The 11,502-nt window shown below is 40.8% G+C and carries 12 protein-coding genes, 1 tRNA gene and 2 rRNA genes; 11 read left to right on the top strand and 4 right to left on the bottom strand.

Translation table 11 applies throughout. The annotated features are described in order from the left end of the window. From Q8G36_RS19885 to tsaD, 7 genes are all read left to right on the top strand, one after another. A 23S ribosomal RNA gene (locus Q8G36_RS19885) occupies nucleotides 1–98 on the top strand; the annotation flags it as partial. Nucleotides 99–219: 121 nt separating this feature from the next. Then, nucleotides 220–335 (top strand): 5S ribosomal RNA (rrf, locus tag Q8G36_RS19880). A 66-nt stretch (nucleotides 336–401) separates the two neighbouring features. After that, nucleotides 402–475: transfer RNA gene (locus Q8G36_RS19875), tRNA-Met, on the top strand. A 199-nt stretch (nucleotides 476–674) separates the two neighbouring features. Next, on the top strand, nucleotides 675–1,127 hold the full coding sequence (gene tsaE / locus Q8G36_RS19870) for a tRNA (adenosine(37)-N6)-threonylcarbamoyltransferase complex ATPase subunit type 1 TsaE (RefSeq protein WP_305161436.1): 453 nt from the start codon (nucleotides 675–677) through the stop codon (nucleotides 1,125–1,127). After that, nucleotides 1,127–1,819 carry a tRNA (adenosine(37)-N6)-threonylcarbamoyltransferase complex dimerization subunit type 1 TsaB gene (tsaB, locus tag Q8G36_RS19865; RefSeq protein WP_305161437.1) on the top strand — a complete coding sequence of 231 codons (693 nt, stop codon included), beginning with the start codon at nucleotides 1,127–1,129 and terminating at the stop codon, nucleotides 1,817–1,819. The genes tsaE and tsaB overlap by 1 nt, the downstream gene beginning before the upstream one ends. A 22-nt stretch (nucleotides 1,820–1,841) precedes the next feature. Then, nucleotides 1,842–2,294, top strand: coding sequence for a ribosomal protein S18-alanine N-acetyltransferase (rimI, locus tag Q8G36_RS19860; protein ID WP_305161438.1), 453 nt, complete (start codon nucleotides 1,842–1,844; stop codon nucleotides 2,292–2,294). After that, the gene (gene tsaD, locus Q8G36_RS19855) at nucleotides 2,291–3,304 is read left to right on the top strand and encodes a tRNA (adenosine(37)-N6)-threonylcarbamoyltransferase complex transferase subunit TsaD (RefSeq protein WP_148359440.1); all 1,014 of its coding nucleotides are present in this window, start codon (nucleotides 2,291–2,293) and stop codon (nucleotides 3,302–3,304) included. The genes rimI and tsaD overlap by 4 nt, the downstream gene beginning before the upstream one ends. Nucleotides 3,305–3,575: 271 nt before the next feature. Here tsaD and Q8G36_RS19850 read toward each other — a convergent pair whose 3' ends face one another. Continuing rightward, nucleotides 3,576–5,495 carry an ATP-binding cassette domain-containing protein gene (locus Q8G36_RS19850; protein ID WP_305161439.1) on the bottom strand — a complete coding sequence of 640 codons (1,920 nt, stop codon included), beginning with the start codon at nucleotides 5,493–5,495 and terminating at the stop codon, nucleotides 3,576–3,578. Between the two features lie 133 nt (nucleotides 5,496–5,628). On the opposite strand from Q8G36_RS19850, the gene moaC reads away from it, so the two are divergent. Together moaC and Q8G36_RS19840 are read left to right on the top strand one after the other, a co-directional pair. Continuing rightward, nucleotides 5,629–6,135 carry a cyclic pyranopterin monophosphate synthase MoaC gene (moaC, locus tag Q8G36_RS19845; RefSeq protein WP_305161440.1) on the top strand — a complete coding sequence of 169 codons (507 nt, stop codon included), beginning with the start codon at nucleotides 5,629–5,631 and terminating at the stop codon, nucleotides 6,133–6,135. Between the two features lie 33 nt (nucleotides 6,136–6,168). Further along, entirely contained in the window at nucleotides 6,169–6,828 is a 660-nt protein-coding gene (locus Q8G36_RS19840) for a redox-sensing transcriptional repressor Rex (protein ID WP_260288947.1), read from the top strand. A gap of 28 nt (nucleotides 6,829–6,856) precedes the next feature. Here the strand turns inward: Q8G36_RS19840 and Q8G36_RS19835 are convergent, their stop codons facing one another. Both Q8G36_RS19835 and Q8G36_RS19830 read right to left on the bottom strand, forming a co-directional pair. After that, the gene (locus Q8G36_RS19835; protein ID WP_063235583.1) at nucleotides 6,857–7,069 is read right to left on the bottom strand and encodes a YdiK family protein; all 213 of its coding nucleotides are present in this window, start codon (nucleotides 7,067–7,069) and stop codon (nucleotides 6,857–6,859) included. Continuing rightward, nucleotides 7,066–7,791, bottom strand: a complete 726-nt coding sequence (locus tag Q8G36_RS19830) for a CPBP family intramembrane glutamic endopeptidase (protein WP_305161441.1) — start codon at nucleotides 7,789–7,791, stop codon at nucleotides 7,066–7,068. The genes Q8G36_RS19835 and Q8G36_RS19830 overlap by 4 nt, the downstream gene beginning before the upstream one ends. Nucleotides 7,792–8,125: 334 nt before the next feature. Between Q8G36_RS19830 and groES the strand changes: the two genes are divergently transcribed. Together groES and groL are read left to right on the top strand one after the other, a co-directional pair. Beyond that, nucleotides 8,126–8,410 carry a co-chaperone GroES gene (gene groES / locus Q8G36_RS19825; RefSeq protein ID WP_305161442.1) on the top strand — a complete coding sequence of 95 codons (285 nt, stop codon included), beginning with the start codon at nucleotides 8,126–8,128 and terminating at the stop codon, nucleotides 8,408–8,410. A gap of 59 nt (nucleotides 8,411–8,469) precedes the next feature. Further along, nucleotides 8,470–10,107: a chaperonin GroEL gene (gene groL / locus Q8G36_RS19820; RefSeq protein ID WP_144480913.1), complete on the top strand. Its 1,638-nt coding sequence runs from the start codon at nucleotides 8,470–8,472 to the stop codon at nucleotides 10,105–10,107. A 114-nt stretch (nucleotides 10,108–10,221) separates the two neighbouring features. On the opposite strand, the gene Q8G36_RS19815 is transcribed toward groL, so the two are convergent. Next, nucleotides 10,222–11,382, bottom strand: coding sequence for a tyrosine-type recombinase/integrase (locus tag Q8G36_RS19815; RefSeq protein WP_305161443.1), 1,161 nt, complete (start codon nucleotides 11,380–11,382; stop codon nucleotides 10,222–10,224). Nucleotides 11,383–11,502 lie beyond the last annotated feature (120 nt).

Below are 11,502 nucleotides of genomic sequence, written 5' to 3'. Positions count from 1 at the left end.
AGTAAGATCCCTGAAAGATGATCAGGTTGATAGGTCAGAGGTGGAAGCGTGGCGACATGTGGAGCTGACTGATACTAATAGATCGAGGACTTAACCAACGCTTTAAAAAAATGAAATACCTTCTTATATTATCTAGTTTTGAAGGAATGAAAATTTCTTCTTGCATTCTGATTTCATACATGATATGATAATGGATGTACTGTAAAAAAAGATATAATGTTTGGTGGCGATAGCGAAGAGGTCACACCCGTTCCCATTCCGAACACGGCAGTTAAGCTCTTCAGCGCCGATGGTAGTTGGGGGTTTCCCCCTGTGAGAGTAGGACGCCGCCAAGCAATAATCTTTGTATTCTTTTTGAGTAAATGGGAATACTTAATTTATAAAAGTAGCATTTATACCGTCGCGGGGTGGAGCAGTCCGGTAGCTCGTCGGGCTCATAACCCGAAGGTCGCAGGTTCAAATCCTGTCCCCGCAATCATGAAAAAAACGAAACTTAGGTTTCGTTTTTTTTGTTTTATCTGAAATTCGAATAATTATGTCCCTAACTTATTTGTTTCTTCTTTTGAAACAAGGTAAACTACATATAGAATGGTTTTTGTTCCATAATATTGCGTTTATGGTTCTCGACATGAACTATAGGACGTTTTCCTAATAATGATAAAGGTGATTGATATATGCAACATGTTGAATTGATTTCTCAGAATGAGGAAGAAACAGCGCAATTTGCGCATAAATTGGCTCAAAAGCTTTCCAGTGGAGATATGCTGGCTTTAGAAGGTGACTTGGGTGCAGGAAAGACGGCATTCACGAAAGGGCTGGCTAAAGGATTAGGTGTTACCAGAATGGTGAATAGCCCTACCTTTACGATAATAAAGGAGTACATGGGTCGCTTGCCTTTATATCATATGGATGTCTATCGGGTAAGTGAATCGGAAGAAGATTTAGGCTTTGATGAATATTTTGATGGTGATGGTGTGACTGTCGTTGAATGGGCCCATTTAATAAAGGATCACCTTCCAGAGGAAATCTTGACCATTTATATCTATCGTCTGGGCGATACAAGCCGGCGTATTGTTTTGGAAGCCAAAGGCGAACGATATGTAAAGTTATGTAAGGAGATTATTTGATGAAGGTTTTAGCTATAGATACATCGAATTTCACATTAGGGATTGCACTGGTAAACGGGAATCAAGTAATTGGCGAGTATACGACGAACCTAAAGAAAAATCATTCGGTGCGGGTAATGCCAGCAATTGAAACGTTGCTGAGGGATTGTGATACTAAACCGAAGGCATTGACTAAGATAGTGGTCGCTCAAGGTCCAGGCTCCTATACAGGGGTCAGGATTGGAGTGACGATTGCGAAAAGCTTGGCCTGGACGCTTCAGATTCCGTTATCAGGTGTTTCCAGCTTAGAGGTTTTAGCAGCTAATGGACGTTATTTTAACGGGTTGATATCTCCCTTGTTCGATGCAAGAAGAGGGCAGATTTATACTGGATTATATGAAATGGAAAAAGATTCTTTAAAGACAGTCATTGAAGATTGTAATATTCTATCCTCTGAGTGGGCGAATCAATTGAAGGAATTAAATCGTCCTGTTTTATTTGTTGGTCAAGATGTGGACATCCATCGGGATGCAATTACGGATGCATTAGGCGAATTAGCGGTATTTGCTCCGGTACAGTCATATAACTCAAGGCCAAGTGAACTGGCCTTCATTGGCCTTGATAAGACTGAAGTGGATGTTCACCAGTTTGTACCGAATTATATCCGCATGGCTGAAGCAGAAGCTAAGTGGCTTGAACAGCAGGGGAAATAAAAAAGGAAAGCGACCGATTATTATGAGTAAAACATTGACGTTCCGAAAGATGAATACGGCAGATATCGACCAAGTGCTTAACGTGGAAAAGCAGTCCTTCACTTTGCCTTGGAGCCGGGAAGCTTTTTTAAATGAATTGAATCATAATCAATATGCTGTATACATGGTGATAGAGGATGAAGGGAAAATTGCCGGTTATTGTGGTGCGTGGATCGTCATTGATGAATCGCATGTTACGAATATAGCGATATTACCAGAATACCGAGGGCAAAAGTTTGGAGAAGCTTTGCTCAGGAAGATGATTGAAATCTCCATTTCGATGGGTGTGGTGAGGATGACGCTTGAGGTCCGTGTCAGTAATGCAGTAGCCATTTCGCTTTATGAAAAACTAGGTTTCCAAAAGGGTGGAATCCGAAAAAATTATTATACAGACAATCAAGAAGATGCTTATGTTATGTGGGTGAATTTTTCATGAAAAAAGATCAATTTATATTAGGAATTGAAACGAGCTGCGATGAAACTGCGGCAGCTGTCATAAAAAATGGAACGGAGATACTGAGTAATGTCGTGGCTTCACAAATCGAAAGCCATAAACGTTTTGGCGGTGTCGTCCCAGAAATAGCTTCCCGTCATCATGTAGAACAAATTACGATTGTCCTTGAAGAAGCACTGCTGCAAGCCGGTGTGACATATGAAGACTTGGATGCCATTGCCGTTACGGAAGGCCCTGGACTGGTAGGGGCACTATTAATAGGTGTGAATGCGGCGAAGGCTGTAGCCTTCGCACATGGAATACCGATTGTCGGTACGCATCATATCGCGGGACATATCTATGCAAATCGACTTATTCAGGAGATCGAATATCCTGCCCTTTCTTTAGTCGTTTCGGGAGGTCATACGGAATTGGTGCTTTTAGAAGAACCGGGTTCTTTCAAGGTGATAGGGGAGACGCGGGATGATGCAGCAGGAGAGGCGTATGATAAAGTGGCTCGAACCTTGGGGCTCCCTTATCCTGGTGGGCCTCATATCGATAGGCTTGCACAAGAAGGCTCCCCATCTTTGAAACTGCCTAGGGCATGGTTGGATGGCAGCTATGACTTTTCTTTCAGTGGGTTGAAATCAGCGGTGATCAACACTTTGCATAATGCAGAACAGCGCGGGGAAAAAATTGAACCTAAAGATTTAGCGGCAAGTTTCCAAGCAAGCGTGATAGAAGTGCTTGTAATGAAAGCTGTGAAGGCTGCAAAGGAATATAATGTGAAACAGGTATTGCTTGCTGGAGGAGTTGCGGCAAATAAAGGCCTTAGGGAAGCATTAACGGAAGCATTTAAGGATTTACCTATGGATATATCCATTCCGCCCCTTTATCTTTGTACGGACAATGCCGCCATGATCGGAGCTGCTGGCAGTGTCATGTTTGAAAAGGGAAAACGATCCGGTTTGGATTTGAACGGAAACCCTGGATTGGACATAGAAGCATTTTGATTGACGAGAAGACAGGATCCCTCACTTCGGCATCCTGTCTTTTTATCGTGATAATAAAAAAAAAGAATATTCTGTGGATAAAGTTTTTTTGATCATCATTCTGCATGTGTATAAAGCGGTGTTTTTGTGGATAAGTGGATATGTTTCTGTGGATAATGTGTATAACTCAAATTAATGGCTAATGAACGGTAAGTGGTTTGTTAATAAGTTTGTGGATAACTTTCAAGCGAAATTTAAAAGAAAAGACCGAGTCAATTGACTCGGTCTTTTGTCATTCTTCCAGTTCAGCCCATTCTTCGAGAAGCTGGTCTAAACTTTCCTGTGCTTTATCAAGCGTTGTTTGGACTTCCATTACTTTTTCATGGTCCTGAAAAACATTTGGATCACAAAGGAGGTCATTATATTCGTTTATTTCGGTTTCAAGAAGCTCCATGGCTGCCTCGATTTCCTCAATGCGCCGTTTTCGCTGGCGTTCAGCTTTTTTTGCTTCTTTATCAATTTTATAATTTGTTTTTTCTACAGCTGCATCTAACGTTTTAGCCTGATCCAGCTGTTCAAGTGCTTGGATTTCCGCTTGCTCCTGTTTCTTCTCTAGATAGTAATCATAATCACCGAGGAATTCTTCGTTGCCGTCTTTGGAGAGCTCTATCACTTTCGTTGCTATCCGATTTATGAAATAACGGTCATGTGAGACGAAAAGAATAGTTCCCGGATAATCGATCAATGCGTTTTCAAGCACCAATTTACTATCGAGGTCTAAATGGTTCGTTGGTTCATCAAGAATTAAAAAATTCCCTTTTTGCATCATCATTTTGGCTAGAGCAAGCCGAGCCTTTTCGCCCCCGCTTAGTGTGGAAACGGTTTTCAAAACATCGTCCCCGCTAAATAGGAAATTACCGAGTACGGTGCGAATGTCCTTTTCCGGTTTAAGGGGATAGTCGTCCCATAATTCATTGAGTACGCGTTTATTGGAAACAAGGTTAGCCTGTTCTTGATCGTAGTAACTGACTTCTACGTTCGTTCCAAAACGGAAAACCCCAGAAAGTGCAGGCAGCTTAGAAATGATCGTTTTCAGTAACGTTGATTTTCCAACTCCATTTGGGCCAACAAGGGCTATGCTTTCTCCTTTTGTCATCCGGGAATTTATATTCTTTGATACCGTTTCCCCTTCGTATCCAATAGCCAAGTCCTGGAGGTGAAGTACTTCATTTCCGCTTTGCCTTTCAATCTGGAAAGAAAAATTCGCGGATTTTTCATCACCTTGCGGCTTGTCCAATACATCCATCTTTTCGAGCTGTTTGCGTCTGCTTTGTGCTCTTTTCGTGGTGGAAGCCCTTGTGATATTACGTTGGACAAAGTCGCGAAGCTTTTCAATTTCCCCTTGTTGCTTCTCGAACAGTTTCATGTCCCGCTCATAATCTTCCGCTTTTCCCTCTAGGTAAGAACTATAATTACCATGGTATTTTTTCATGTGATTCCGGGAAATCTCATATACCAGGTTTACTACTTTATCTAAAAAATAGCGGTCATGGGAAACAATGAGGACAGCTCCTTGGTAGCTTTGTAAATATTGTTCAAGCCAAGAGAGGGTTTCGATATCCAAATGGTTCGTCGGCTCATCCAGAATCAAAATATCCGGTTTCCTTAAAAGCAGCTTCCCTAATGCAAGCCTTGTTTTTTGCCCACCGCTTAAAGTGGAAATTGGGGTAGAATAGTCAAAGTCAGCAAACTGAAGTCCATGCAATACGGAACGGATATCCGCTTCATATTGATAACCGCCCTTCTCTTTGAATGCCACCATCAAAGTGTCGTATTCATTCAGCACTTTTTGGTAAATTGTTTCGTTTTCAAAGATGTCAGGTCTGGCCATATCAGCCTCAAGGCGACGCAGTTCCTTTTCTTGCTCTATAAGGTCCGTGAATACAGTCAGCATCTCATCCCAAATGGTCAGTTCGGATTCCAATCCCGTATCTTGGGCCATATAGCCGATGGTGACGCCTTTTGGTTTGATTATTTCACCGCCATCATGGGAAAGCTGCCCGGCTATGATTTTTAGCAGAGTGGATTTACCGGCGCCATTTCGGCCGACAAGTGCAATTCGATCTTTATTTTGAACTTCGAGCTTCATATTTGATAAAATAAGTTCAGCTCCATAATATTTCGATAGTTGATTGATTTGTAATAAAATCATAGATTTCACCTCAATTGATTATTGTTAGTTTAACGTATTTTAGTTATTATCGGCAACAGCTTGGTTCCAAGCTAAAAGAAAAGCTGTTACATAAAGTGGAATAATAGTGTATGATTTAGGAGGGGTTACTTAAATGGGAGACTTAACGCATTTTAATGAACAGGGCAGGGCCAAAATGGTCGATGTGAGTGCTAAGCCTGAAACATCCCGGACGGCAGTAGCTCAATCGAGCATTTTATTGAATGATGAAATATATGAATTGGTCACGAACCAGAAAATGAAAAAAGGTGATGTACTGGCTGTTGCACAAGTTGCAGGAATAATGGCCAGCAAAAATACATCCAATTTAATTCCGATGTGCCATCCCATTGCTCTGCAAGGGGTCAATATAGCCTTTGATTGGGTAAAAGAAGAACAAGGATATAGGCTTAGGATTGAAACGGAAGCTAAGACAAAAGGGAGTACAGGTGTGGAAATGGAAGCGTTAACAGCTGCATCCGTGACTGCCTTGACTGTTTATGACATGTGTAAGGCCATTGATAAGGGAATGGTGATCGGGCCTACATTCCTAGTGGAGAAAACAGGCGGAGTGTCCAGTAACGATTATAAAAGGCAAGTAAAACAAACAGATAGAGATTAAGTTGAAAAGCATGTGTGAAGGCGGGGAAGAACAATGAACCATGACCCAAAGATACCGCAGGCAACAGCCAAAAGGTTGCCATTGTATTATCGATTTTTAAAGAACTTACATTCCTCAGGCAAACAAAGAGTTTCCTCGGCAGAGCTAAGCGAAGCTGTAAAAGTGGATTCTGCTACCATTCGCCGTGATTTTTCCTACTTTGGCGCGCTTGGGAAAAAAGGCTACGGCTACAATGTCAATTATTTATTATCCTTCTTCAGAAAAACACTAGATCAAGATGAATTGACCAAAGTCGCTTTAATCGGGGTAGGAAATTTAGGAACCGCTTTTTTAAATTACAATTTCATGAAAAATAATAATACAAAAATTGAAATGGCTTTCGAAGTTTCTGAAGAAAAGGTCGGCAAGCGAATAGCTGATGTTCCCGTCTATCATATGGATCAAATCGATACACTATTGCAGGAAAATAATATTACTGCGGCTATATTGACAGTGCCTGCACAGGTAGCCCAGACGATAACCGATCGTCTAGTCAAAGCTGATATAAAAGGAATATTGAATTTCACACCTGCACGGCTGACCGTGCCTCCATCCATAAGGGTTCACCACATTGACCTTGCCGTGGAACTTCAGTCGCTCATCTACTTCCTGAAACATTATCCTGTAGTGGAAGAAGCCGCATTGGAGGAATGAAAAAACGCTGCATCATTGCAGCGTTTTTTCATTTTTTCTTATTTTTTTGTGCGGCTTTAATCTTAAAGTGCAGCATGATCATGCGTAATCCCGATCCAAAGTCAAGAGTCGCAATAAGGACAAGTATGTAGGCAAAGATTCCCCATCCAGAAGAATTGACGGTTTGAATCGCAATAGCGGTAAAAAGAGCTCCTAAGCCTGCATAGATGATGCCCATGAATAATGGTGATTGACGTTTCATAATAAACCTCCGATGAAGGCCTGTGCAGTATCTAGCATCTTCTCAATATCCTCCCGATATACCACTTGAAGGATGATAACAAGCGTATTCATCGCAATATGTGCGCTCATGGATACGAGAATGCGGCCTGTTTTCGCATAAAGGAAAGCAAAAGTGAAGCCCATTGCCGTATATAAAAGAAGATGTTCAAATTCACCATGCGCCAAGCCGAAAATAACTGAGCTGATTAAAGCTGAAATAAAGAAGTTAAAGCGTTTATGAAGTGATCCGAAAATGATTTTCCGGAAAATTAATTCTTCCAATATAGGTCCAATTACTGAAGTGACGAAAATGACCATGGGGACTTTGTAAATGAGTGAAATGAGTTGCTGGGTATTTTCAGATTCAGACTCCACCCCAAGCATTTGTTCAATGCTGCCGGCAATGCTTTGCGCAAAAAGGGCCATGAACACTCCTGCAATTGCCCATAATATGGACATGGGAACGGAAGTATGATTTTTCGTGTCCAACTTTTCCTTCATATCTTTTCTCATTAAAAAAAGAATCAAGAATAAAGCAGCGAGAAAACTGAAAACTATCCAGTATGCTGCAGACTTCACATCGAGTTCATCAGTTGGCATTCCGGTATAAGACCCGATCAGCATGAAAATGGGTACCCCAACAATACTGGATAATTGCATGGCAATATAAGTGATGATGACGAACCAATATTCTTTTTTCAAAAATGAAAACTCCTTTTATAGTCACCCATTCCGCTCGGAACGTTCCTGATATGGGGACAATCTATAAACGCATACTCCAAAATGGTATCAAATAATGAGGCAGAACACCACTTAAAGGTACCCCTAACATAACATTTCAATTACTTTGTTAAGGAAATCATTATGCTAAAGTAGTTTACCCGTAATTTATCAGAAATTAATAAAAAATTTTCAATAAGATACTTGCAAAAAAGGCTCGGTTTATTTAATATTATAAATGTGTTAGCACTCAATGATGAAGAGTGCTAATAATCATGAAACAAATTATCAAGAGAATATGAGGAGGTTGTTTCACTTGTTAAAACCATTAGGTGATCGCGTTATTATTGAACTAGTTCAAACTGAAGAAAAAACTGCAAGCGGTATTGTTCTTCCTGATACTGCTAAAGAAAAGCCACAAGAAGGTAAGGTAGTAGCAGTTGGTACTGGCCGTGTCCTTGAAAATGGCGAACGTGTTGCTTTAGAGGTTGCCCAAGGCGATCTAATTATCTTCTCAAAATATGCAGGTACTGAAGTTAAATTCGAAGACACTGAATACTTAATTTTACGTGAAAGCGACATTCTAGCTGTTATCGGCTAATTATACATCATACTTAACTGAACGAAAATTTTCTTAAAATTTTAGGGAGGTACTTATAAATGGCTAAAGAAATTAAATTTAGTGAAGAAGCTCGCCGCTCCATGCTTCGTGGTGTGGACGCACTTGCAGATGCAGTTAAAGTAACGCTTGGACCAAAAGGTCGTAACGTGGTTCTTGAGAAAAAATTCGGTTCACCGCTTATCACAAATGACGGTGTGACGATCGCTAAAGAAATCGAATTGGAAGATGCATTCGAAAACATGGGTGCGAAATTGGTTGCTGAAGTAGCAAGCAAAACAAACGACGTAGCTGGTGACGGTACAACTACTGCAACGGTTCTTGCTCAAGCGATGATCCGTGAAGGTCTTAAAAACGTAACAGCTGGTGCTAACCCAATGGGTATCCGTAAAGGAATCGAGAAAGCGGTCAATACTGCAATCGCAGAATTGAAAGCCATTTCCCAACCTGTTGAAAACAAAGAATCAATCGCACAAGTTGCTGCCATCTCTTCAGCTGATGAAGAAGTGGGCCAACTGATTGCGGAAGCAATGGAGCGCGTTGGTAACGACGGTGTCATCACAATCGAAGAGTCTAAAGGTTTCACAACTGAGTTGGACGTAGTAGAAGGTATGCAGTTCGATCGTGGATATGCTTCTCCATACATGGTAACTGATTCAGATAAAATGGAAGCTGTCCTTGAGAATCCATATATCTTGATCACAGATAAAAAAATCACGAATATCCAAGAAATCCTTCCTGTACTTGAGCAAGTTGTTCAACAAGGGAAACCGCTATTGTTGATTGCTGAAGATGTAGAAGGCGAAGCGCTTGCAACTCTTGTTGTGAACAAACTTCGTGGAACATTCAACGCAGTTGCGGTTAAAGCTCCTGGATTCGGTGACCGTCGTAAAGCAATGCTTGAAGACATCGCAGCTCTTACAGGCGGCGAAGTAATCACTGAAGAAATCGGACTTGATCTTAAATCCGCAACAATCGATTCATTAGGCCGTGCGTCTAAAGTGGTTGTTACAAAAGAAAATACAACGATCGTTGAAGGTGCTGGAAATACAGCTCAAATTCAAGCTCGTGTAAACCAAATCCGTGTTCAATTAGAAGAAACAACTTCTGAATTCGACCGTGAAAAATTACAAGAACGCCTTGCTAAATTAGCTGGTGGCGTAGCGGTAATCAAAGTCGGTGCAGCTACTGAAACAGAATTAAAAGAACGTAAACTTCGTATTGAAGATGCATTGAACTCCACTCGTGCCGCTGTTGAAGAAGGCATCGTAGCCGGTGGTGGTACAGCACTTCTTAACGTATACAATAAAATCGCTGAAATTCAAGCGGAAGGCGACGTAGCAACAGGCGTGAAAATCGTTCTTCGTGCCATCGAAGAGCCTGTTCGTCAAATCGCTCACAATGCTGGACTTGAAGGCTCTGTAATCGTAGAGCGCCTTAAAGGCGAAGCAGTCGGTACGGGCTTCAACGCAGCTACTGGACAATGGGTGAACATGATCGAATCCGGTATCGTCGATCCTACTAAAGTAACTCGTTCAGCTCTACAAAACGCTGGTTCTGTAGCAGCTATGTTCTTAACAACAGAAGCTGTTGTTGCAGACAAACCAGAACCTGCTGGCGCTGGCGGCATGGGCATGCCTGATATGGGCGGCATGGGCGGAATGGGCGGCATGATGTAATAGGCATCATAAAGCCTTGATATATAGGGGTTTTTAAGTGGAGTAAAGATAAATGCTCATACTTTTGCTCATAGTAAGCAAAAAATGCTCACTTTTTTCACAAAAACCATTATATCAGAGAAGGTCTTTCATCAGTTTACTGAACTGGTGGGAGGCCTTTTCTTCCATATTGGCTGTCATATGAGCGTATATATTCATTGTTGTGTTTATGTCTGTATGGCCTAAACGCTGCTGAATCTCCTTTACTCCCACACCCGCTTCAATTAAGAGAGATGTATGTGTATGTCTGAATGAGTGAGGGGTAATGTTTTTATCAATACCTGCCTTTTTTAATAGACGTTTTAGTCTAGTTTCCACTACTTTTCTTAATTGCGGATGTCCATCATTTCGTGCAAAAATAAACTGGTTATCTATATATAGGATTCCTTTTTGTAATTTTATTTCTTTTTGTTTGATTGCATGGCGTTTTAACATTTTTACGAGTTTTTCATCAATACGAATGGTTCGGATAGACCCTGATGTTTTCGGTGGAAGTAATTCATACTTTTTTATATTGTTACTTGGATTGTATAAAGTCTTAGTAACACGCAATGACCCTTTTTCTTGCTCAAAATCAGTCCACTTAAGGGCAAGTAATTCCCCAATACGTAAACCAGTATAGGCAAGAGTGGTAAAAATCAAAGAATCCATTTCTAAGCCTTCTGAATCAGCAGTGCGTAAAAATCGTGCTAGCTCTTCTTTTTCTAAAAATTTTATCTCTTCTTCTTGGCTTTCAATCTCTTCAACCTTTACTTGATGCTTTGGCAAATGAATGTTTTCTGTAGGATTAATTTTAATGAGTCCTAATTCAACCGCATGATTAAAAATCATTCGGCCACATGCATGAATACCACTTACATAATTCCGACTGTACTTTTCAGATAGCTCCACTATTCGCTTTTGATAAATTTGTTTGCTTATCTTTTTAAGTTGATAAGGCCCCCATACAGATATAAAGTGTTTCATTTCCTTGCTACGTGCTCTTACACTGCTTATTTTTGCATTTTGAGCGTATATCTTTATCCAGTCTTGAGCAAAAGCCTCAAAAGTCGTATTAGTTTCTTTTAGATACGTCCCATTTTCTACCTCCGCTTCTATTTTTCTGGCGGCTGAAGTAGCTTCTTTTTTTGTAGCAAACCCTGACTTGGTTATTTGTTTTGGCTTCTTGGTCAGAGGATCTATTCCACAAGAGACCGTATAAGACCATTTATTACCTCGTTTTCGAATATACGCCATTTTAAATTTCCCCTTTTTGTTTTTTTTCTTTTTTTAACCGGTTGTTGTATGCCATTTCACAACTAGACCTTTTACGTCCTGGAAGTACAGAACAAAACCGCCGACGTTGGTGAGTTACTT

It is taken from the genome of Peribacillus frigoritolerans (assembly GCF_030676415.1).
GTDB classification, from domain to species: domain Bacteria; phylum Bacillota; class Bacilli; order Bacillales; family DSM-1321; genus Peribacillus; species Peribacillus frigoritolerans_A.
The sequence above is the reverse complement of the archived record's forward strand: the minus strand, read 5'-3'. Positions and strand labels throughout refer to the sequence as shown.